The organism is Kushneria marisflavi (genome assembly GCF_002157205.1).
Taxonomy (GTDB): Bacteria; Pseudomonadota; Gammaproteobacteria; order Pseudomonadales; family Halomonadaceae; genus Kushneria; species Kushneria marisflavi.
Genome location: NZ_CP021358.1, coordinates 2500384 through 2523979, shown reverse-complemented (window position 1 = coordinate 2523979; position 23596 = coordinate 2500384). Strand labels below are relative to the sequence as shown.

The window sequence follows — 23596 nt, the reverse complement described above, 5'->3', positions numbered from 1 at the left end:
ACTCAGGGCCCCGCGGACCTTCATAGGTAAAGGCGGCGTTTAGCCTTCCAGCTCGATGTCGATACCCAGCGAGCGGATTTCCTTGACCAGTACGTTGAAGGATTCAGGCATACCCGCCTGCATGCTGTGATCACCGTCGACGATGCTCTTGTACATCTTGGTACGCCCTTCAACATCATCGGACTTGACCGTCAGCATTTCCTGCAGCGTATAGGCCGCGCCGTAGGCTTCGAGTGCCCACACTTCCATCTCACCGAAGCGCTGGCCGCCGAACTGCGCCTTGCCACCGAGCGGCTGCTGAGTGACCAGCGAGTACGAACCGGTAGAGCGCGCATGCATCTTGTCATCCACAAGGTGGTTGAGCTTGAGCATGTACATGTAGCCAACGGTGACCGGGCGATCAAACTTCTCGCCGGTACGGCCATCATAGAGCGCCATCTGACCGGAGTCAGGCAGGTCAGCCAGACGAAGCAGTCCCTTGATTTCCTGCTCATGGGCACCGTCAAACACCGGCGATGCGATCGGCACGCCTCTCGAGAGGTTCTTGGCCAGTGTCAGCACTTCCTCATCGGTCAGCTCGTCGATGTTTTCCTGGCGCCCACCGCTGGTGTTATACACCTTGTGCAGGAACTCACGAATTTCGGTGAGTTGCTGCTCACGGGCATTTCGCATCATTCGGTCAATCTTGACGCCAAGGCCGTGAGCCGCCATGCCCAGGTGGGTCTCGAGAATCTGACCGACGTTCATGCGTGACGGAACACCCAGAGGGTTGAGCACGATATCGACCGGCGTGCCCTCATCATCGAACGGCATGTCTTCAACCGGCATGATGGCCGAGATGACACCCTTGTTACCGTGACGACCAGCCATCTTGTCACCCGGCTGGATTCGACGCCTGACGGCTAGATAGACCTTGACGATCTTCAGAACGCCCGGTGCCAGATCATCGCCCTGAGTGAGCTTGCGCTTCTTGTCCTCGAAACGCTCCTCCATCTCCTTGCGACGAAGTTCCAGCTGTTCGTCAGCCTGATGCAGCAGCTCATTGAGCGCTTCATCCTGCATACGAATCTTCGACCACTGAGAGCGCGGCAGCTCTTCAAGGTACTCGTCGGTAACCACGTCACCCTTGGAAAGCTTCGGCCCACCGTTGACCGGCTGGCCGGAAAGCGTGCGCTGCAGGCGTTCAAAGGTCGCGTTTTCGGCGATACGATAGGTTTCCTGAAGATCCTTGCGCACTTCATCGAGCTGCTGCTGCTCAATGGAGAGCGCACGCGCATCCTTGTCGACACCGTCACGGGTGAAGACCTGAACGTCGATAACCGTGCCGCGCATGCCGGTAGAAGCACGCAGCGAGGTATCCTTCACATCACTGGCCTTCTCACCGAAGATGGCACGCAGCAGCTTCTCTTCCGGTGTCAGCTGGGTTTCACCCTTCGGTGTTACCTTGCCCACCAGAATGTCGCCCGGGTTGATCTCTGCACCGATATAGACCACACCTGACTCGTCAAGCTTGCCTAGGGCCGCCTCGCCCACGTTGGGGATATCCGAGGTGATTTCTTCGGCACCCAGCTTGGTATCACGAGAAACGCAGGTCAGTTCCTGGATATGGATCGTGGTAAAGCGATCCTCTTCAACCACGCGCTCCGAGATCAGCATGGAGTCTTCGAAGTTGTAGCCATTCCAGGGCATGAAAGCGATACGGATGTTCTGACCCAGAGCCAGATCACCGGTATCTACCGACGGGCCGTCAGCCAGAATATCGCCAATGGCGATCCTGTCTCCCTGGCGCACGATCGGGCGCTGGTTCTGACAGGTGTTCTGGTTGGAGCGGACGTACTTGGTCAGGTTGTAGATATCAACGCCGGCTTCACCACCGATGATTTCATCTTCATTGACCCGAATAACGATACGCTTGGCATCGACGGAATCCACGAGACCGCCACGACGAGCCACGGCGCAAACGCCGGAGTCGCGTGCCACAAAACGCTCCATGCCGGTGCCGACCAGCGGCTTGTCGGCCTTGAGCGTCGGTACCGCCTGACGCTGCATGTTCGAACCCATCAGGGCACGGTTGGCGTCATCGTGCTCCAGAAACGGAATCAGAGCCGCGGCCACCGATACTACCTGACGCGGAGACACGTCCATCAGGGTCACCTTGTCAGGTGCCATGAAGGTGGTTTCACCGCGGTGACGAACCTGCACGAGGTCATCAATCAGCTGGCCATTTTCATCAACGGTAGCCGAAGCCTGAGCGATGATGAAGTCCCCTTCCTCGATCGCCGACAGATGCACCACCTCATCGGTAACCTGACGATTTTCCACCTTGCGGTAAGGCGTCTCCAGGAAACCATAATGGTTGGTGTGGCTGTAGGTGGCCAGCGAGTTGATCAGACCGATGTTCGGACCTTCAGGTGTCTCGATCGGACACAGACGGCCATAGTGCGTGGCGTGAACGTCACGGACTTCGAAGCCGGCACGCTCACGGGTCAGACCACCCGGCCCGAGCGCGGACACACGACGCTTGTGCGTGACCTCGGACAGCGGATTGTTCTGGTCCATGAACTGGGAAAGCTGAGAAGAACCGAAGAACTCCTTGACCGCCGCCGCAACCGGCTTGGCATTGATCAGGTCCTGCGGCATCAGGCCTTCGCTTTCGGCCATCGACAGACGTTCCTTGACCGCACGCTCGACGCGAACCAGACCAACGCGGAACTGGTTTTCGGCCATTTCGCCAACGCTACGGATACGACGGTTACCCAGGTGATCGATGTCATCGACATCGCCAAACCCGTTACGAATATTGATGAGCTCTCTGAGCACATCAATGATGTCGTCATGGGTCAGAACCCCCGGGCCTTCGTCGGTATCACGACGCAGACGACGGTTGAACTTCATGCGACCAACGCCCGAGAGGTCGTAACGGTCTTCGCTGAAGAACAGATTGTTGAACAGAGACTCGGCCGCTTCCTTGGTCGGCGGCTCTCCCGGACGCATCATGCGATAGATCTCGACCAGCGCCTCGAGCTGAGAGCCAGTGGAATCAACACGCAGGGTGTCAGAGATGAACGAGCCGGTGTCCAGGTCGTTGGTGTACAGCGTCTCAATGGTCGTGATACCGGCCTGACCCAGCTTCTCGAGCATTTCAAGCGTCAGTTCGGTATTACAGGCGACCAGCAGCTCGCCGGTGTTGGGATCAACCTGATCCTTTGCCAGCGTCTTGCCAAGGAGATACTCCATCGGCACGTCGAGACGCTCGATACCCGCCTTTTCCAGCTGACGGATATGCTTTTGCGTGATTCGACGGCCTTCTTCAACAATGACGTTACCGTCATTGTCGGAAATATCGAAGCTCGCAGTGTCGCCACGCAGACGCGAGGGCACCAGCTGTACGGAAAAGCCGTTTCTTTCGACGTGATAGACATCGGTGTCGAAGAAATAGCCGAGAATGTCCTCGGCACTGTAGCCCAGTGCACGCATGAGCACGGTGGCCGGCAGCTTGCGGCGACGGTCAATACGTACAAAAACGTTATCGCGCGGGTCAAACTCGAAATCCAGCCAGGACCCGCGATAGGGAATCACACGTGCCGAATACAGCAGTTTGCCCGAAGAGTGGCTCTTGCCCTTGTCGTGATCAAAGAACACGCCCGGGCTGCGGTGGAGCTGAGAAACAATAACGCGCTCGGTACCGTTGACCACAAAGGTACCGTTTTCGGTCATCAGGGGGATTTCCCCCATGTAGACTTCCTGCTCCTTGATATCCTTGATCGCCTTGTTCGAAGACTCGCGATCGTAGATGATCAGACGTACCTTGACACGTAGGGGTGCTGAATAGGTCACACCACGAAGCTGGCACTCCTTGACATCAAAGGCAGGAGTACCAAAGCGGTAACTGACATATTCGAGTGCCGCGTTGCCCGAAAAGCTTTCAATCGGGAACACGGACTTGAAGGCGGCATGCAGACCAATATCATGGCGACCTTCAGGGGCACGATCCTGCTGCAGGAAGTCATAATAGGAATCAAGCTGGATGGCCAGCAGGTAAGGCACATCCATTACTTGGGGCAGTTTGCCGAAATCCTTGCGGATGCGTTTTTTCTCAGTGTATGAGTAAGCCATCTGTAATCCCCAGCTTGTTCACCATGAGTGACTGGCGTGATCGGTACACCAGCGGATTGGCTCCATCAGGCGCCAACGGCAAGCTTCCTGGAAGAAAGCTCGCCGCTTGAAGTTTTCCGGATCGCCTTAGCGTACTAGGCATGGTGCTATGAGCACGCTAAGCCCATCCGGCAACAGAAAAAGGCCGGCGGCGGTCAGCTCATCTGACCGCCACCAGCCGTCATGCTATAACGCTTTCAGGCAGAACACTGATTACTTGAGTTCCACGGAAGCGCCAGCTTCTTCCAGCTTCTTCTTGGCTGCTTCAGCATCGTCCTTGGACATGCCTTCTTTCAGGGTGGCCGGAGCACCGTCAACAGCGCCCTTGGCTTCCTTGAGGCCCAGACCAGTGATCTCGCGAACAACCTTGATGACGTTAACCTTCTTGTCACCAGCGGCAGTCAGAACCAGATCAAACTCGGTCTGCTCTTCAACGGCTGCGGCTTCACCGCCGGCACCCGGACCTGCAACAACTGCTGCAGCGGCGCTGACGCCGAACTTCTCTTCCATCGACTCGATAAGGTCGACGACTTCCATGACGGACATTTCAGCAACAGCGTTGATGATGTCTTCTTTGCTCAGTGCCATGATTGCATTCCTGTACTTTGCGGGGCAAATGACTGCCCGATGAAATTTGCCGGGATGATACGCCGATCAGGCGGCTTCTTCTTCCTGCTTCTGGTCGCGCAGCGCTGCAAGCGTGCGTACCAGTTTGCCGGCAGAAGCTTCCTTCATGACGGACATCAGCTTGGCGATAGCTTCGTCGTAGGTCGGCAGGCTTGCCAGACGATCGATATCCTGCGCTTCGATCAGCTCACCTTCGTAGGCCAGCGCCTTGACTTCAAACTTGGGCTGTTCGCGAGCGAAATCCCTGAGCAGACGCGCGCCGGCGCCTGGATGCTCAAGAGAAAACGCCAGCAGAGACGGACCAACAAAAGTCTCGTTCAGACACTCCCAGGAAGTGCCCTGCAGGGCGCGGCGAGCCAGCGTATTACGCACAACGCGCAGCTGGACGCCATTATCGCGAGCCTTTTTACGCAGCGCCGTCATGGCGCTCACGTCGACACCGCGAGAGTTGGCTACGACAACGGAGAGCGCCTGTCCGGCAGTTTCGCTGACCTCAGCGACAATTGCCTTCTTGTCTTCAAGACCCAGGGGCATATTTTCACTCCTCGTGCCGGTCATCCGAAAGAATGACCATCGTGGTTACCATCTGCTGAAGACATACAGCAGAGTGGATGATGGCGTGTTGCCGGCTGGCAACAGGCGCCATCTGCGCAGGCCACCTGCTCTGGGCAAATGATTAAGCCGCCCCTTGGGACGACACCTGCGGTCTTTGACGGCGCCCCGTTCCACCACGGGCACGGGGACCGCAAAGCAATCTGTTGATATCGATCAATTCAGGTAGGAATGATCGACAGTAACGCCAGGCCCCATTGTCGTGGACAGGGAAACCTTTTTGATATAAACGCCTTTAGAGGTGCTGGGCTTGAGCTTTTTCAGATCATTGACCAGAGCTTCCAGATTGCCACGCAGGGCTTCAGGCGTGAAATCGACCTTGCCGATACCCGCATGAATGATGCCGTTCTTGTCAGTACGGAAACGGACCTGACCTGCCTTGGCATTCTTGACGGCAGTCGCCACATCAGGCGTCACGGTGCCAACCTTGGGGTTGGGCATCAGGCCACGCGGACCCAGAATCTGGCCCAGCTGACCGACGACGCGCATGGCATCCGGCGCTGCGATAACAACATCAAAGTCAAGGTTGCCCTTTTTGACTTCTGCTGCCAGATCGTCCATGCCAACGATTTCGGCACCGGCTTCACGAGCCGCATCAGCCGCTGCGCCCTGAGCAAAGACCGCAACGCGAACGTCACGACCAGTGCCGTTGGGCAGTACGGTAGCACCACGAACAACCTGATCCGATTTACGCGGATCGACACCCAGGTTGACGGCGATTTCTACACTTTCCTTAAATTTCACGGAGGAAATCTCGGACAGCAGTGCAGTCGCTTCATCAACACTGTAGACACGCGAAGCATCAACACGGTCGCGAATCAGCTTCATACGCTTGGAAAGCTTGGCCATGATCAGAGACCCTCCACGTTCAGGCCCATGCTGCGAGCAGTACCAGCAATGGTACGCAGTGCAGCTTCAAGATCGGCAGCCGTCAGGTCAGGCTCTTTCGTGCGAGCGATTTCTTCAATCTGCTCACGCGTGACTGTACCGACCTTCTTCTTGTTCGGTTCACCAGAACCGGACTTGATGCCTGCAGCCTTTTTGAGCAGCACCGGCGCCGGGGGCGTCTTGGTGATGAACGTAAAGCTGCGGTCGGAATAGACGGTGATGACGACAGGCGTCGGCAGACCGGCTTCCATATCCTGGGTTTCTGCGTTGAACGCCTTGCAGAATTCCATGATATTGACGCCGTGCTGACCGAGTGCCGGACCTACCGGCGGACTGGGATTGGCTTTACCCGCTGCAACCTGCAGCTTGATGTAAGCCTGAACTTTCTTGGCCATGATGAACTCCGATTGGGTAATAGCGCCTTGCGGCTCCCCCGACTATCGATGCAGCGTTGCTGCATCACCAGCACCCATGAAGACTAGAGCTTCTCGACCTGCGAGAACTCGAGTTCAACGGGTGTCGAGCGCCCAAAGATCAGAACACTGACCTGCAGACGGCTCTTCTCATAATTGACTTCTTCGACCACGCCATTGAAGTCTGCAAACGGACCATCGGCAACCCGGACGGTTTCGCCGGCATCGAACATGGTCTTGGGACGTGGCTTTTCAGTACCATCCTGTACACGACGCAGAATGGCTTCTGCTTCGTTCGGCGTAATGGGAGCAGGTTTTTCAGGCGTTCCGCCGATAAACCCCATTACCCGAGGTGTTTCGTTAACGAGGTGCCAACTGCGGTCATCCATCGCCATTTCAACCAGCACGTAACCAGGATAAAACTTGCGTTCGCTTTTGCGACGCTTCCCATCGCGCATTTCGACGACTTCTTCCGTAGGCACCAGAATTTCGCCGAAGTGGTCTTCCATTTCGTAAAGCTTCACACGCTCAATCAGTGAACGCATGACCTGTTTTTCAAAACCGGAATAGGCGTGGACAACGTACCAGCGCTTAGTCATGCAAGCTCCTAACCAATAAGAGTCGACACCAGCCAACCGAAGAACATATCAATCAGCCAGAGCAACAGGCCTACAATGACAACTGCGCCCAGCACGATAGCGGTCGTTTGAAAGGTTTCCTGGCGGGTGGGCCAGACAACACGCTGAATTTCCTTCTTCGCGTTTCTGGCAAGCGAGGTCAATTCGCGACCCCTGCTGGTCGTCAGTGCAATACCCAGAGCTGCCACTACCAGCACGACAACGCCGATCACTCGATAGATCATCGGCTGATCGGCAAAATAGACATTACCCGCTACCGCAACAGCGACAAGCACCACAGCAGCAGCCCACTTGAGCGCATCAAAACGGGTATCCTGCACTTCGGCGGTCTGTTTCATGGGGAAGAAAACTCCTCAGGAGTGCGGCAATCGATTTACACACAAAAGCTGCCAATCTGAGGAAGACTGGCAGGCCAGGAGGGACTCGAACCCCCAACCTGCGGTTTTGGAGACCGCTGCTCTGCCAATTGAGCCACTGGCCTGTAACATCGTCGTCGTGAACGCCTTTGCGAGCGGCATGCACGATACCAAAAAGCCCGATGCACGACAACCCACACCGGACTAAAAAGGGCGACCCTTAACGGCTCACCCTGAATGGAGCTCATGGACGGAATTGAACCGTCGACCTCACCCTTACCAAGGGTGTGCTCTACCCCTGAGCTACATGAGCATAACCCTTTACACAACTGGAGCGGGCAGCGGGAATCGAACCCGCATCATCAGCTTGGAAGGCTGAGGTTCTACCATTAAACTATGCCCGCTTACCCAATCTTTCAACCCCTCTTTAAGCGGCCGAAAAAAATCTTGGTGGAGGGAGGAGGATTCGAACCTCCGAAGCTCGCGCGGCAGATTTACAGTCTGCTCCCTTTGGCCACTCGGGAATCCCTCCAACTTGGCGGCAAATTATACCGATCCAAGACGGGCTGTCAAGCCCTCGTTCCATTTAACTCGAATGCCTTGCCTCATGGAACGCGGCGCATTCTGTCAGAGCATTTGCGTAAACGCAAGCGCCTTGCGCATTTCCGTCAAATCAGCTGGCACCATCACTTCAGGCATGCCGGCCAGCAGTCCTCGTTTCTCATCCGGGGTCAATGGAAAAAGCACCTCAAGACCCGCATAAACCATGTCCGGCCAGCAGGCATGCGGCAAGCGGAGACCTTTTGAAATCAGTGGAGCATCGCCACCGGTAATCAATAACGGCAACGCCATGTTCTGACTGTCACAGAGCTCCATGTAGAGGCGGTTGATGGCACTGATGGCCGCCATAAAGACCCCATGATTGACAGCGTCCACGGTATTGGTGCCAGGCGACAGCGCATGAAGAGCCTCCTCTTCAGGATCGATCACTATCTTGCGGGTTCCCAGCTTGAGACTCTCCTTCATGAGTCGAAGCCCTGGAATGATATACCCGCCGAGGTGCTGGCCGCTGGGCAGGACGGCATCCATGGTAATGGCACTGCCACAATCCACGGTGCAACATCCTCCCGTCAGCTGATATCCCGAGAGCACCCCCAGCCAGCGATCCACCCCCAGCCGCTCGGGCGTCTCGTAGCCATTGCGGATACCAAGCGCCTCGGGCGTGGAGTGCGCGACATGAATGGCGCCAACGCGTCGCTTCAAAAGCCTGACCGTGTCTTCCAGCACATCCTGACGGGCCACGTTGGAGATACGAATGACATCAACAATCTCCAGATCGGGGATATCCGCACCTGACCGCCATTCATCCCGCGTCCACATCGCACCACGGGCGCGGATGCTGCTGGTATCACGATCCTTGAGGCGCCACTTTGACAGCGTATTGCCAATATCCAGATCCAGAATCATGAGCCGCCACGCAAACTGACTTCGCCACCGGCAAAGCGCTTGTCCTCACCACCGATGCTGACCATCAGATTACCGGTATCATCCACGCCCTTCGCGACCCCCTCACTGACGGTATTACCCTGATAGATTCGAACCGCCCTGCCCTGATAAACGTGATAAGCATTCCACCGATCACGCCACGCGGCAAACCCGGTCTGCTCAAAACGCTCGAGCATTTTTATGTGCGCTTCGATCATGGCGCTGACCAGCACATTGCGTGAAACATGAGGTGCCAGCTCGGAAAGTGTCGCAATCGACTGCCCGATACCGGCCTGCCCCTGTTCGGAAAGCCGAATATTGACCCCTACCCCGATGACCACCTGACAGGGCCCGGAAGTATCCCCTCGAACCTCGACCAGAACCCCCCCTAGCTTGGAGACGCCCTCAGACGTCGACACCAGCAGGTCATTGGGCCATTTCAACTGAATGTCCACACCCTGATTTGATAATAGGTCTGCCATGATCACACCGACCGCCAGACTCAGCCCTTCAAGGGCCCCTACCCCGCTTTCAAACTGCCAGCCGATGGAGAAGTGAATGTTGCCACCCCACTCACTGTAAAACGATCGACCGCGCCGACCACGTCCGGCGCTCTGCCATTCAGCAAGGCACACCTCTGCATGACCGGCCCCCTGAGCAAAGCGCTCCAGCAGGAAGGTGTTAGTGGAGCCTATCGAATCCTCCACAAAAAGATGTCTGAGATGCTGGCGCGCCGTGCGCGACAGGTTGGCTACAATGTCACCTCCGCGAAGAGGCTCCGGCGGATCAAGAAGACGATACCCGCATCCTCTTGCAGTCTCGACAGACAACCCCAGCCCCTCGAGCTTGCGCAGCTGTTTCCACACCGCTGTCCGCGACACCCCGATTTCCTTGCCCAGCGCCTCACCTGAATGGAAGGCACCATCGCTCATCAGTCTGATCAGATCGCTGACACTCATGGAATTGCGTTCATATCCTGAAACCCTTGTATCCGCCTGCACGACGGCATTGTTCTTTAAAACCCTGTGCAAGGCACGAAAACAAAAAGGGTACCCCTTTGGGTACCCTTTGTAATCTCCGAACGCGCGATTTGATCTCAGTGATATCCCTCGCCATGGCGCACCTTGCCTCGAAAGACATAGTAGCTGTATGCCGTATAGGCGAGCACGATAGGCACCAGAATCACATACCCCACGATCAGAAACGACTGGCTGGCGCGCGCCGAAGCCGCATCCCAGAGGGTAATGTTCGGCGGAATGATCAAGGGGAAGAAACTGATGACCAGTCCCGAGAGCCCAAGGAAAAACAGGCCCAGCACCTTGAAGAAAAGCCGACGCTCATGGGAGTGCGTGACACCGTTCCAGATACTCCAGGAGAGCAACGCGACCAGAATCGGCACCGGAGCAAACCATGCAATATTGGGGAACGTAAACCAGCGCTCGGCGATACGTCCATTGGAAAGCGGCGTCCAGACGCTGATCACGATCATGGAAGCCACCAGCAGCAGTGTCAGCGGACGGGCCAGCTGGTAAAACCGATTCTGTAGATCGCCTTCCGTCTTCATGATCAGCCAACCGGCGCCCAGCAGCGCATACCCGGCCATGAGCGCCAACCCGGTAAACAGGGCAAATGGCGAGAACCAGTCAAAGGTTCCACCCTGATAGGCACGCTCCGACACCGACAAACCATTGACGATCCCCCCTAGCACAACGCCCTGACTAAAGGTTGCCACCATGGCGCCACCACTGAAGGCAAGGTCAAACCACTTGCGAGAGCGGTTGGACTTGAAGCGAAACTCAAAGGCAATTCCCCTGAAGATCAACGCCAACAGCATCAGGATCAGGGGAAGATACATGGCCGGCAGAATCACCGCGTAGGCCAGCGGGAAGGCACCATAAAGACCGGCGCCCCCAAGAATCATCCAGGTCTGGTTGCCATCCCACACCGGTGCCACGGTATTCATCATGACATCGCGATTTTCATCACCCTTGATGAAGGGAAACAGGATCCCAACACCAAGACTGAAGCCATCCATCATGACGTACATGGCGACGGCAAAACCGATCAGCAGATACCAGATGACTGGCAGGTCAATTGTCATTGCTCATGGCTCCCAATCAATTTTGCTCTTCGAAACTGCCGTCGGCTGCCGACATTGGCCGCTTGGGCTGACGTTCATGGCCCGGACCACCGGAAGGCACCATATTCATCGGCTCGGATTTGATCAGTCTCAGCATGTAGTAGATCCCGATGCCAAAGATAATGGCATAGACCACCATGAAACCGACCAGCGTTGTCATCATGCTGGCCACACTATGCGTCGAAACAGCATCCTCGGTGCGCAGCATGCCGTAGACCACCCAGGGCTGACGACCGGCCTCTGTCGTAATCCAGCCAGCCAGCAGGGCGATAAATCCTACGGGGGTCGTAAACAGCGCAATCCGCTGGAACCAGCGCGCCTCGTAGAGCTGTCCTCTCCAGCGCAGGAAGAGACCGACAACCCCCATCCCGAGCATCAACATGCCCAGACCTACCATGATTCTGAAACTCCAGAACACCAGTGGCACATCAGGCCATTCATCACGCGGCCAGTCCTTGAGCCCCTGAATCTTGCCATCAAGGGTATGGGTCAGGATCAGGCTGCTGGCATAGGGGACCTTCAGCTCAAAGTGGTTGGCACCATCATCCATGCTTGGCAGGGCGAACAGTACCAGCGGCATCCCTTTCTCATCCGGCTCGTTTTCCCAGTGCCCCTCCATCGCCGCCACCTTGGCGGGCTGGTGTTCCAGCGTGTTGAGGCCATGCATGTCACCGGCAATGATCTGCACCGGCAGCGCTACCAGAATGGCCCACATGGCCATGGAGAACATCTTGCGCGCCGCCTGATCACGGCGATCGCGCAGCAGGTGATAGGCACCAACCCCACCCACAACGAAACCGACCGAGATAAAGGCAGCCAGCCCCATATGGACGATGCGATAGGGAAAGGAGGGGTTGAACATGATTTCAAGCCAGTTCGCAGGCTCGAAGCGTCCATCAATGACCTCATATCCGGCAGGAGTCTGCATCCAGCTGTTGGACATCAGAATCCAGGTCATGGAAATCAGCGTACCGATAGCCACAAGGCAGGTCGCCGAGAAGTGCAGTCGCTTGCTGACCCGTCCTTCACCAAACAACATGATTCCGAGGAAGCCGGCTTCCATGAAGAAGGCCGTCAACACCTCATAGGTCAACAGCACCCCGGTGATGTCCCCCGCCCTTTCGGCAAAGCCACTCCAGTTGGTGCCGAACTGATAAGCCATGACCACGCCGGAGACCACCCCCAGCCCGAAAACCACAGCAAAAATACGCACCCAGAAACGGTACAGATTATGGTAAATCTCATTTCCTGTTTTTAACCACAGTCCTTCCAGCACCATCAGGTAGCTTGCCAGACCGATCGAAAAAGCGGGAAAAAGGATATGAAAGGAAACGGTAAAGGCGAACTGAAATCTCGCCAGGTCTAAAGCTTCAAACCCCAGCATTGGCTTGGCTCTCCTGCTTTGGGTTCTGGATAGTCACGGAAACTATGAAGTTAGAGCATTCAAGCGGAAAAGTGAAAGCCTCGGGACATCATGTCGCATGGCTACAGCACCGCAGCAAGGCAGGGGAATGGCATCAGGGAGGATGGAAAAGACAATGCTGATCGACGAGGACGTCAATACAGCATTGAATGGACTAAACGTTGAGAGACACCGGCAGATCACGCTGCGCCGTTGTGGTTTCCGGTGCAGACTTCTGATAGTCGATGGCCATCACCGCACTCAATACCGTGACGACCAGTATTGAGATACCAAAGAGCTGACGGGCCCAACGGCCATCATCCCCCTGGTGATAACGAGCAACGGCGATATAAAGCCAGTAGAGCGTCATGACGGTCATCACCACCAGATAGACGTAGCCGGTATACCCCGTAAACGTCAAAAGCGTGGCGGCCACCCCAAAGGCCACAATATAGGCAACTGTCTGGCGTTTGGCCGTCGTCACCCCCTTCGCAACAGAGAGCACGGGAATGGAAGCGGCCCGATAGTCTTCCAGCCTGAAAATGGCAATCGCATACGAATGCGGCATCTGCCAGAGGCTGAAAATCAGCAGTACCAGCCATGCCCCCAGGTCAAACTGATTGCTGACGGCACAGTATCCGATGACTGGCGGTGCCGCACCGGACAGGCTACCAATCAGCGTGCCATGGACCGAGTGACGCTTGAGCCAGAGGCTGTAGGCGCCAACATAGATGGCAAAGCCGAACAGGGCCACACCCGCAGACAGCGGATTAGCCACCATCAATAAAAGTAAAAAGCCTGCTGTACCCAGCAGGCAGGCCATGATCAGCGCAGAGCGAACATCGATCGTGCCTTCGACAAGCGCACGCTTTTGCGTGCGCGCCATGTATTCGTCAATGTCACGATCAATGACATTGTTGAACACACAACCGGAAGCAACGACCAGCGACACCCCGATAACGGTGGCGAAAAACAACAGCAGGTCGATGCTTCCTTTCGAGGCCAGAAAGAATCCCCCTGTTACCGAGATCAGATTGCCGAAGACAATGCCCGGCTTCGTTAGCAGGAGATATCTTTTGAGCATCGGGTCAGACTTCTTACATCCCTACCATCAGATTATGGTTGAGATGGAACATGATCCACAGCGAGCCCACTACCACGATGGCCACGATCAGAATCGTGAACCAGAGCGAGATCATGTTCCAGCGTGGCCCTGAGTCTTCATTGAGATGAAGGAAGTACATGACCTGCACCACGATCTGTACGACCGCCATGATCATGATGATCGCAAGCGTTGTCATACCCGATAGTGCGCCGGTCATGACCAGACCAAAGGGAATAATGGTCAGGATGATGGAAAGAATCAGGCCCGTGGTATAGGACTTGACGCTGCCATGATCGTGACTTTCCGGTGATTGATGCTGATTGGACATTAAATGGCCCCCATCAGATAGACGATGGTGAATACACAAATCCAGATGATGTGCAGGAAGTGCCAGAACAGGCTCAGACACATCAGACGCGATCGGTTCATGTCGGTCAGACCCCTGGTGGCAATCTGAATCAACAAAACGATGGCCCAGATACACCCGGAAGTGACGTGCAGACCGTGCGTACCTACCAGCGTAAAGAACGACGACAGGAAGGCACTACGCTGAGGCCCCGCCCCTTCAGAAATGAAGTGATGGAACTCGTAGATCTCGAGACTGACAAACACGATACCCAGTACAAGGGTCAGCGCCAGCCAGAGCATGGTGCCCTGACGATTGCCCTTGTTCATGGCAAGGGTTGAAAGCCCGATCATGAAGCTACTGGCCAGCAGTACAAAGGTTTCTACCAGAACAAAGGGCAGCTCGAACAGCTCATGCGAGGTGGGGCCGCCGGCATAGTTCGTGCCAAGCACTGCATAGGTTGCAAAGATGGATGCAAACAGTATGCAGTCGCTCATGATGTAGATCCAGAAACCAAAGACTCTGGTCGCTACCGGATCATGATGTTCATGCTCATGGTGCTCATGCCCGTGGGCATGAGCGTCCTGATTGGTCATTGATTGAGTCGACATGTGTTACGCCTGATTTGACAATTTTTGATAACGCTGACTTTCGATGCGCTCGACTTCGGCAGCAGGAACGTAATAGTCAATATCGTCGTTGAAGGTACGCAGCACGATGGTGATGAAGATGCCTACAGCCGAAGCAATCGCCAGCCACCAGATATGCCAGATCAGTGCAAACCCGAATACCGCGGCTATGATGCCGATGAAGAACCCGGCCGAGGTATTTTTCGGCATGTGGATGTCATGATATTCGGCAGGCTTTTGTTCACTGACGCCGTTTTCCTTCATGTGCCAGAAGGCATCACGCTCTTCTACAACGGGAATATGCGCAAAGTTGTAGAAGGGTGCCGGTGAAGGAATGGACCATTCAAGCGTACGACCGCCCCACGGGTCACCAGTCTCATCGATGTTCTGATGACGATTCTTGATGCTGACGAAGAGCTGCAGCAGTTGGCAGGCAATACCGCAGGCAACGATGCCGGCACCAATGGCAGCAACGATCAGAGGGAAATGCCAGTCCGGATTGTCATAGCTGTTCAGACGACGTGTCATGCCCATGAAGCCAAGTGCATACAGCGGCATGAAGGCCGTGAAGAAGCCCACGATCCAGCACCAGACAGAAGCCTTGCCAAGCTTTTCATCAAGCTTGAATCCGAACACTTTCGGGAACCAGTAGGTGAAACCTGCCAGGTAACCGAATACAACACCGCCGATGATGACGTTATGGAAGTGGGCAATCAAAAACAGGCTGTTGTGGAGCACATAGTCAGCGCCCGGTACGGCCAGCAGCACCCCGGTCATTCCACCGATCGTGAAGGTGATAAGAAAGCCCAGCGTCCAGGCCATCGGAACAGTGAACTGAACGCGACCTTCATACATGGTGAACAGCCAGTTGAAGATTTTGACCCCGGTCGGGATCGCAATGATCATTGTGGCAATACCAAAGAAGGCATTGACGTTGGCACCGGCACCCATCGTGAAGAAGTGGTGCAGCCAGACGACAAACGACAGCACAGTGATGGCGACCGTGGCGTAGACCATGGAGGTGTAGCCAAACAGACGCTTCTTGCAATAGGTCGCAACAACCTCAGCGAAAATGCCAAAGGCAGGCAGGACCAGAATATAAACTTCCGGATGCCCCCAGGCCCAAATGAGGTTGACGTACATCATCTGGTTGCCACCCATGTCATTGGTAAAGAAATGGGTACCAATGTAGCGATCCAGCGTCAGCAACGCGATGGTGACCGTCAGGATCGGGAAAGCGGCAATGATCAGCACAACACTGCAAAGCGATGTCCAGGTAAACATCGGCATTTTCATCAGCGTCATGCCCGGGGCACGCATTTTCAGAATGGTGACGAAGAAGTTCACGCCGGTCAGCAGGGTACCGATACCTGATATCTGTAGACTCCATATCCAGTAATCCACGCCTACGCCCGGACTGTACTGAATATCGGACAACGGCGGATAGGCAAGCCAGCCTGTAGCAGCAAATTCGCCCACACCCAGAGACACGTTGACCAGAATGACACCAGCCATCGTGAGCCAGAAACTCAGCGAGTTCAGGTACGGAAAGGCCACGTCACGAGCGCCGATCTGAAGCGGCACCACAATGTTGATCAGACCCACCATGAACGGCATGGCCATGAAAAAGATCATGATGACGCCGTGAGCGGTAAAGATCTGGTCATAGTGTTCAGGTGGCAGATAGCCCTCTGCTCCCCCGGAGGCAATGGCCTGCTGGGAGCGCATCATGATGGCATCGGAAAAACCACGGATCAGCATGACAATGGCAACGATGATATACATCACGCCCAGGCGCTTGTGATCCACGGAGGTAATCCACTCTCTCCAGAGATAGCCCCATTTCTTGAAATAGGTGATGGCGGCAACGATGGCCAACCCCAGCAGTCCCGCGACACCAAGAACCACCATAACAATGGGTTCATGGTAGGGGACGGCTTCAATAGTAAGTTTGCCGAACATGTTTACTCCTCAGCCCCATGATGCGAGCTATCGCCCGACGTGATGTAACTGTTGACAATATCGGTATACAGGCCAGGCGTGACGGTAGAGAAGTACTCGACCGGATTGTCTCGACTGGGCTTGGCCAATTCATCGAAACTGTCCTGCTGCAGGGTTTCCGAAGACTGTCGAACGCTTTCGACCCACTGCTGGAAACCTTCATCCGACGTTGCCAGTGCCTTGAAGTGCATACCGCTGAAACCGTGGCCGCTGTAGTTGGCCGACATGCCAGGGTAGGTGCCTTCTTCGGAAGCCAGCAGATGAACGGTATTTACCATCCCTGCCATGGCATAGATCTGGCTGCCCAGCTGCGGAATGAAGAAGGAGTTCATGACGCTCTCGGAGCTCACCCGGAACTCGATCGGTGTATCGACCGGGAAGGCCAGCTCATTGACCGACGCGATTCCCTGCTCCGGATAGATGAACAGCCATTTCCAGTCCAGTGCCATGACCTCAACGACGATGGGATCCCTGTCGGATTCCGGCACGCGATGTGGATCAAGGGCATGCGTACTGCGCCAGGTCAAAACACTCAGAATGAAAACGATCGCCAGCGGGATAGCCCAGACAACCACTTCAATCTTGTTGGAGTGAGACCAGTTGGGCGAGTACTTTGCATTCTTGATGTAGTTATAACGCCACGCGAACAAAAGCGTCATGACAATGACGGGAATGACCACGATCATCATCAGGAAGAACGATGTCATGATCAGGTATTTTTGTTCAGCGCCAACCGGCCCCTTGGGATCGAGGAGACTTGATCCCGTACAACCACTGAGCACAAGTGCGACAGTAGCAAGCAGTGACACCCTTTTAAGAATGTCTGGATAGTTCCATTTTCTCATCTCACGCTCTCTTGAACGGCCAGCTTGAACACTTCGCTTTTGTCCGGCCGGAGGGCCGGAAATGCGTGACAGGTACCTGCCCGTGTCCGATCACGGTCTGACAGCAACGCTCACGGATGGCATTTACCACGTCAGACAGTCTGACATTGCAGGGGTGCCTGATGGTTTTATCGTTGGAAGTGACTGTCCTGGACAGATATTTCCCGTCCTTGACGGCTCACAGCACGGAGGTGACATGGAAGTCATCTGACTGGCTGAAAGCGGCAGGCATGACAGCCCTGCATGGTGCTATAAGCTACCACTGCTATTGTTCAGTTTTTCACCTATTGACTTCAAGTGCTGTGACAAAAGCTTATTTAGACCTTGGCATTAGAAAGCATCTACCAAAAGGGCCTTCAGGTAAGTGAACACTTCGCCATCAACCCATGTGCGACAAGCATTCTGTAGGGGCAGCAGTTAAAAACGGCAGGTGAAAAGCACTGAACCAATGCGACAAAACACCGCGGCATGATACATGGAACCTTTCATCAATTCCATTCGTCACAAGGGGATTCCCCTTTCTGCCCGGATCACCTTGCCGAGTTTCCATGCCCTATCCATTTGCTGCTGAACGGCATGTCAATTTCCTGCAGGCCTGTCAGACCGTTAAAATGATGCCCTGTCACAGGGTTTTCGGAGAATCATGAAACATATTTCACTCAACGCAGGCGAATACCGCGCCATTGCAGGCCTGGGCATGCTGTATGCCTTTCGCATGCTGGGCCTTTTCATGGTATTGCCCGTGCTCGCCCTCTATGCCAGAGACCTGGAAGGCGCGACGCCTTTTCTGATTGGTATTGCATTGGGAGGCTATGGTCTGGCGCAGGCCATCTTCCAGATTCCCTTTGGCACCCTCTCTGACCGGTTGGGCCGCAAGCAGATCATTGCTCTTGGGTTGCTGCTCTTTTTCGCAGGCAGCGTCATGGCAGCGCTTTCAACCACCATCTACGGCGTAATCGCCGGGCGCTGTTTGCAGGGTAGCGGTGCCATTGCCGGCGCACTGATGGCATTGCTGGCAGACAAGACGAGAGAGGAAACGAGAACCACCGCCATGGCAGCCATCGGGATGAGTATTGGCGTTGCCTTTGGCCTGGCAATGGCGCTGGGGCCGTTTCTGGCAGAAGTCTTTGGACTTTCAGGCGTTTTCTGGAGCACCGCCCTGCTGGCTCTTGTTGGCCTTCTGATTTTATGGCGACTCGTACCCTCTGCACCGGCAAGGCAGCATCGTGATGTTGGGGTAGACCCTCGGCAACTGAGAAAAATGCTGTTCAAGAGCGAGCTTCTTCGCCTGAATTTTTCAATCTTTGCCCTTCATGCCATTTTGACCGGCTGTTTCATTGCACTGCCCATCAGGCTCGAAAACCTCGGAATCGATGCCCAGTATCATGGCTGGGTATATCTGCCCGTTATGGCTGCCGGCTTTTTTGCCATGGTGCCATTGATCATTGCAGCCGAGAAGTATCGTCACATGAAAAAGATTTTCATGGGTGCTGTCGCGGCCATGACACTGGCACTTTTAGGCCTTGGTGAGACAGCGCAAACCAAATGGGTATTGATTCTGCTGTTATTGATATTTTTTACCGGTTTCAACCTGATGGAAGCCATGCTGCCCTCCATGATCAGCAAACTCTCACCTGCCGGCGCCAAGGGCACGGCCATGGGTGTGTATTCTACCAGTCAGTTTCTGGGCGCCAGTGTGGGCGGTGGTCTGGGAGGCGCAGTGGCCGGTCATTTCGGTATCGATGCCGTTTTTCTTTTTGCCGCTGCGTTGGGTGCACTATGGTTTTTGACCATCTTGAACATGACCGCCCCCAAACATCTTTCAAGTGAAGTTGTTTCTCTGGAAGGAAAAAGAATTACTAACAGTAGCGCGTGCAGCAGAGAGCTCAAGAACATTGCAGGCATTGAGGATGCACTGGTGGTCAGGGAGGAAAACGTGGCTTATTTGAAAATTGATCGTGACGCCATTGATCGTGAAGCACTGACTCGCTGGCTACAGATATCGCCGTAATATTCTAAAAATTTGCAGTGATAATGGCTCGTTAAAAGGCATCCATCAGGATGCCTTTTTTTGTTGGTATTAATTCGCGACCCAATACAATAATGCTTTCTCGGGAATGTTGTCTTAAGGCCATTATCAGAGTCATTTGTTTCTTCCGTGGAAGCGATTAGAGCCAGCTGAAACGCTGTTATTCTCGGCTGTTAAAGACTGCCCTCACGGGCCAACTTCCTGTTCGTCCGGCCCACACGTCACCCGGCGGCCGACGTGGCCGCCCGGCTGCGAACTGCCGGTATTCTGGTACGCCACTTCGGTACGCCCGGCCTGTCGGACTGGCTGCGCATTTCGATCGGCACCGAGGCAGAGATGACGGCCCTGACCGCCGCGCTGACGGCCATGAACGAGACGTCCTGAGGTGGGGTGCCCTCGCCCGCCGGTCACGCCAGTGACCGGGCAGGGCCGGCCGGCTCATGGCCGGTTTTTATCAAGCATACATAAAAGAACCCCGGTCCATTGGACCGGGGTTCGGAAGGGGTGCCTGACGATGACCTACTCTCACATGGGGAGACCCCACACTACCATCGGCGCGGAGCCGTTTCACTACCGAGTTCGGGAAGGGATCGGGTGGTGCCGGCACGCTATGGTCGTCAGGCAATTCTGCAGACCGGCTGCTTTAAAGCAGCGGGTCAAAATCGGGATCATGCTGATCATTACATCAACGTTTTCGTGTGATGCGAACCACTTGGGTGTTATATGGTCAAGCCTCACGGGCAATTAGTACGCGTCAGCTCAATGCATTGCTGCACTTACACACCGCGCCTATCGACCTCGTCGTCTTCGAGGGCCCTTCAGGGAGCTCGAGGCTCCAGGGAAGTTTCATCTTGAAGGGGGCTTCCCGCTTAGATGCCTTCAGCGGTTATCCCGTCCGCACATAGCTACCCGGCGGTGCCATTGGCATGACAACCGGTACACCAGCGGTGCGTCCACTCCGGTCCTCTCGTACTAGGAGCAGCACTTCTCAAACTTCCGACGCCCACGGCAGATAGGGACCGAACTGTCTCACGACGTTCTAAACCCAGCTCGCGTACCACTTTAAATGGCGAACAGCCATACCCTTGGGACCGACTTCAGCCCCAGGATGTGATGAGCCGACATCGAGGTGCCAAACACCGCCGTCGATATGAACTCTTGGGCGGTATCAGCCTGTTATCCCCGGAGTACCTTTTATCCGTTGAGCGATGGCCCTTCCATACAGAACCACCGGATCACTAGAACCTGCTTTCGCACCTGCTCGACATGTCCGTCTCGCAGTCAAGCACCCTTATGCTCTTGCACTCATTGCACGATTTCCAACCGTGCTGAGGGTACCTTAGTGCTCCTCCGTTACTCTTTGGGAGGAGACCGCCCCAGTCAAACTACCCACCACACACTGTCCTCACACCGGATCACGGTGCGGAGTTAGAACGCCGATGATACCAGGCTGGTATTTCAAGGTTGGCTCCACCCCGACTGGCGTCGGGGTTTCAAAGCCTCCCAGCTATCCTACACAAGTAACATCAGCGTCCAGTGTGAAGCTATAGTAAAGGTTCACGGGGTCTTTCCGTCTAGCCGCGGGTACACTGCATCTTCACAGCGATTTCAATTTCACTGAGTCTCGGGTGGAGACAGCGTGGCCATCATTACGCCATTCGTGCAGGTCGGAACTTACCCGACAAGGAATTTCGCTACCTTAGGACCGTTATAGTTACGGCCGCCGTTTACCGGGGCTTCGATCAAGAGCTTCGCCTTGCGGCTAACACCATCAATTAACCTTCCGGCACCGGGCAGGCGTCACACCCTATACGTCCGCTTACGCGTTGGCAGAGTGCTGTGTTTTTAATAAACAGTTGCAGCCACCTGGTCTCTTCGGCCGGTCAGGGCTAGGGGAGCAAGTCCCGTCACCCTGGCCGGCGCACCTTCTCCCGAAGTTACGGTGCCATTTTGCCTAGTTCCTTCACCCGAGTTCTCTCATACGCCTTGGTATTCTCTACCTGACCACCTGTGTCGGTTTGGGGTACGGTCGCATGTTATCTGAAGCTTAGAGGCTTTTCCCGGAAGCGTGGCATCAGTGACTTCCAGACCGTAGTCTGTTCGTCTCGCGTCTCGGCTTTATAGAGGACCGGATTTGCCTGATCCCCAGGCCTACTCGCTTTTACCAGGACAACCAACGCCTGGCTCACCTAGCCTTCTTCGTCCCCCCATCGCAATAACATCCGGTACGGGAATATTGACCCGTTTCCCATCGACTACGCTTTTCAGCCTCGCCTTAGGGGCCGACTCACCCTGCTCCGATTGACGTCGAACAGGAACCCTTGGTCTTCCGGCGGGGGAGGTTTTCACTCCCCTTGTCGTTACTCATGTCAGCATTCGCACTTGTGATACCTCCAGCATACCTCACGATACACCTTCGCAGGCTTACACAACGCTCCTCTACCGCGCATCCATAAGGATGCACCCGCAGCTTCGGTACCCGGTTTGAGCCCCGTTACATCTTCCGCGCAGGCCGACTCGACCAGTGAGCTATTACGCTTTCTTTAAAGGATGGCTGCTTCTAAGCCAACCTCCTGGCTGTCTGTGCCTTCCCACATCGTTTCCCACTTAACCGGGATTTTGGGACCTTGGCTGGCGGTCTGGGTTGTTTCCCTTTTCACAACGGACGTTAGCACCCGCTGTGTGTCTCCCACGCTGTACTCACCGGTATTCGGAGTTTGCCTCGGGTTGGTAAGCCGGGATGGCCCCCTAGCCGAAACAGTGCTCTACCCCCGGTGGTAATACGTGAGGCGCTACCTAAATAGCTTTCGAGGAGAACCAGCTATCTCCGAGCTTGATTAGCCTTTCACTCCGATCCACAGCTCATCTCAGCATTTTTCAACATACTTGAGTTCGGACCTCCAGTCAGTGTTACCTGACCTTCATCCTGGCCATGGATAGATCGCCCGGTTTCGGGTCTATTCCCAGCAACTAAGTCGCCCATTTAAGACTCGGTTTCCCTGCGCCTCCCCTATTCGGTTAAGCTCGCTACTGAGAATAAGTCGCTGACCCATTATACAAAAGGTACGCAGTCACAGAACAAGTCTGCTCCCACTGCTTGTACGCACACGGTTTCAGGATCTATTTCACTCCCCTCGCCGGGGTTCTTTTCGCCTTTCCCTCACGGTACTGGTTCACTATCGGTCAGTCAGGAGTATTTAGCCTTGGAGGATGGTCCCCCCATGTTCAGTCAGGGTTTCACGTGCCCCGACCTACTCGATTTCACAATGCTCGGATTTCGGCTACAGGACTATCACCTGCTATGGTCAGACTTCCCAGACTGTTCGCCTATCGGTTGCACTGCTTAAGGGCTGGTCCCCGTTCGCTCGCCGCTACTGGGGGAATCTCAATTGATGTCTTTTCCTCGGGGTACTTAGATGTTTCAGTTCTCCCGGTTCGCCTTCATGAGTTATGTATTGGCTCATGAATACTCATCTTGTGATGAGTGGGTTTCCCCATTCGGAAATCGCCGGGTCGCAGGTCATTTGCCACCTCACCGACGCTTATCGCAGGCTGTCACGTCCTTCATCGCCTCTGACTGCCTAGGCATCCACCGTGTGCGCTTAATCGCTTGACCATATAACCCCAAGGGGTCCGGTCTCACAATCACACGACATTTACTGAAATACATACGACATTATGTATCGCAGCAAATTTATACGTTGTCTGCCGGCCGGGTCACAACGCCCATCCGAAGATGAGGTGTTCACCGACCGACAGGTCAGCATGATCCACATTGTTAAAGAGCGTACTGTCAAAAAGACAGTCAGAAATCATGTCGATGATTGTCATCATCATGACTTTTGACTGTGGTTTCATCAGTATCGAGCGAGATTGTGACACCGAG

The 23596-nt window shown here is 55.1% G+C and carries 18 protein-coding genes, 4 tRNA genes and 2 rRNA genes; 2 read left to right on the top strand and 22 right to left on the bottom strand.

Features of this window, described 5'->3' with window-relative positions:
- Positions 1 to 39: 39 nt before the first annotated feature.
- From rpoB to cyoA, 20 genes are all read right to left on the bottom strand, one after another.
- On the bottom strand, positions 40 to 4116 hold the full coding sequence (gene rpoB / locus B9H00_RS11495) for a DNA-directed RNA polymerase subunit beta (protein WP_086900773.1): 4077 nt from the start codon (positions 4114 to 4116) through the stop codon (positions 40 to 42).
- A gap of 252 nt (positions 4117 to 4368) precedes the next feature.
- Positions 4369 to 4743 carry a 50S ribosomal protein L7/L12 gene (gene rplL / locus B9H00_RS11490; protein ID WP_086620801.1) on the bottom strand — a complete coding sequence of 125 codons (375 nt, stop codon included), beginning with the start codon at positions 4741 to 4743 and terminating at the stop codon, positions 4369 to 4371.
- Positions 4744 to 4809: 66 nt separating this feature from the next.
- Positions 4810 to 5316, bottom strand: a complete 507-nt coding sequence (rplJ, locus tag B9H00_RS11485) for a 50S ribosomal protein L10 (protein ID WP_086900772.1) — start codon at positions 5314 to 5316, stop codon at positions 4810 to 4812.
- Positions 5317 to 5550: 234 nt separating this feature from the next.
- Complete coding sequence (gene rplA, locus B9H00_RS11480; protein WP_086900771.1) at positions 5551 to 6243, bottom strand: 50S ribosomal protein L1; 693 nt, start codon at positions 6241 to 6243, stop codon at positions 5551 to 5553.
- A gap of 2 nt (positions 6244 to 6245) precedes the next feature.
- The gene (gene rplK, locus B9H00_RS11475) at positions 6246 to 6677 is read right to left on the bottom strand and encodes a 50S ribosomal protein L11 (protein WP_086620803.1); all 432 of its coding nucleotides are present in this window, start codon (positions 6675 to 6677) and stop codon (positions 6246 to 6248) included.
- 83 nt (positions 6678 to 6760) lie between these two features.
- Positions 6761 to 7294, bottom strand: a complete 534-nt coding sequence (gene nusG, locus B9H00_RS11470) for a transcription termination/antitermination protein NusG (RefSeq protein WP_086620804.1) — start codon at positions 7292 to 7294, stop codon at positions 6761 to 6763.
- An 8-nt stretch (positions 7295 to 7302) separates the two neighbouring features.
- Positions 7303 to 7671, bottom strand: a complete 369-nt coding sequence (gene secE / locus B9H00_RS11465; RefSeq protein WP_086620805.1) for a preprotein translocase subunit SecE — start codon at positions 7669 to 7671, stop codon at positions 7303 to 7305.
- Positions 7672 to 7738: 67 nt separating this feature from the next.
- Positions 7739 to 7814, bottom strand: a tRNA-Trp gene (locus B9H00_RS11460).
- 113 nt (positions 7815 to 7927) lie between these two features.
- Positions 7928 to 8002: transfer RNA gene (locus B9H00_RS11455), tRNA-Thr, on the bottom strand.
- A gap of 17 nt (positions 8003 to 8019) precedes the next feature.
- A tRNA-Gly gene (locus B9H00_RS11450) sits at positions 8020 to 8093 on the bottom strand.
- 44 nt (positions 8094 to 8137) lie between these two features.
- Positions 8138 to 8221 (bottom strand) — tRNA-Tyr (locus B9H00_RS11445).
- A gap of 95 nt (positions 8222 to 8316) precedes the next feature.
- Positions 8317 to 9156 carry a type III pantothenate kinase gene (locus B9H00_RS11440; protein ID WP_086900770.1) on the bottom strand — a complete coding sequence of 280 codons (840 nt, stop codon included), beginning with the start codon at positions 9154 to 9156 and terminating at the stop codon, positions 8317 to 8319.
- Positions 9153 to 10133, bottom strand: coding sequence for a biotin--[acetyl-CoA-carboxylase] ligase (locus B9H00_RS11435; RefSeq protein WP_086900769.1), 981 nt, complete (start codon positions 10131 to 10133; stop codon positions 9153 to 9155). The genes B9H00_RS11440 and B9H00_RS11435 overlap by 4 nt, the downstream gene beginning before the upstream one ends.
- A 137-nt stretch (positions 10134 to 10270) precedes the next feature.
- On the bottom strand, positions 10271 to 11275 hold the full coding sequence (gene cydB / locus B9H00_RS11430; protein WP_086900768.1) for a cytochrome d ubiquinol oxidase subunit II: 1005 nt from the start codon (positions 11273 to 11275) through the stop codon (positions 10271 to 10273).
- A gap of 16 nt (positions 11276 to 11291) precedes the next feature.
- Positions 11292 to 12698 (bottom strand): cytochrome ubiquinol oxidase subunit I, encoded by a 1407-nt coding sequence (locus B9H00_RS11425; protein WP_086900767.1) that lies wholly within the window; start codon positions 12696 to 12698, stop codon positions 11292 to 11294.
- Positions 12699 to 12891: 193 nt separating this feature from the next.
- A complete protein-coding gene (cyoE, locus tag B9H00_RS11420; RefSeq protein ID WP_086900766.1) occupies positions 12892 to 13800 on the bottom strand; it encodes a heme o synthase in 909 nt (302 codons plus the stop codon).
- Positions 13801 to 13813: 13 nt separating this feature from the next.
- The gene (gene cyoD, locus B9H00_RS11415; protein ID WP_086900765.1) at positions 13814 to 14149 is read right to left on the bottom strand and encodes a cytochrome o ubiquinol oxidase subunit IV; all 336 of its coding nucleotides are present in this window, start codon (positions 14147 to 14149) and stop codon (positions 13814 to 13816) included.
- Positions 14149 to 14778, bottom strand: a complete 630-nt coding sequence (gene cyoC / locus B9H00_RS11410) for a cytochrome o ubiquinol oxidase subunit III (RefSeq protein ID WP_086900764.1) — start codon at positions 14776 to 14778, stop codon at positions 14149 to 14151. Before cyoC ends, cyoD begins: the two co-directional genes overlap by 1 nt.
- 3 nt (positions 14779 to 14781) lie before the next feature.
- Entirely contained in the window at positions 14782 to 16758 is a 1977-nt protein-coding gene (gene cyoB, locus B9H00_RS11405; protein ID WP_086900763.1) for a cytochrome o ubiquinol oxidase subunit I, read from the bottom strand.
- Positions 16759 to 16760: 2 nt separating this feature from the next.
- Positions 16761 to 17642 (bottom strand): ubiquinol oxidase subunit II, encoded by an 882-nt coding sequence (gene cyoA / locus B9H00_RS11400; protein WP_086900762.1) that lies wholly within the window; start codon positions 17640 to 17642, stop codon positions 16761 to 16763.
- A 682-nt stretch (positions 17643 to 18324) separates the two neighbouring features.
- On the opposite strand from cyoA, the gene B9H00_RS11390 reads away from it, so the two are divergent.
- Positions 18325 to 19692 carry an MFS transporter gene (locus B9H00_RS11390; protein ID WP_086900760.1) on the top strand — a complete coding sequence of 456 codons (1368 nt, stop codon included), beginning with the start codon at positions 18325 to 18327 and terminating at the stop codon, positions 19690 to 19692.
- A 255-nt stretch (positions 19693 to 19947) separates the two neighbouring features.
- On the top strand, positions 19948 to 20094 hold the full coding sequence (locus B9H00_RS16805) for a hypothetical protein (protein WP_169713437.1): 147 nt from the start codon (positions 19948 to 19950) through the stop codon (positions 20092 to 20094).
- A 122-nt stretch (positions 20095 to 20216) separates the two neighbouring features.
- Here the strand turns inward: B9H00_RS16805 and rrf are convergent.
- Positions 20217 to 20332 (bottom strand): 5S ribosomal RNA (gene rrf / locus B9H00_RS11385).
- Between the two features lie 101 nt (positions 20333 to 20433).
- Positions 20434 to 23326 (bottom strand): 23S ribosomal RNA (locus B9H00_RS11380).
- Positions 23327 to 23596: the final 270 nt, after the last annotated feature.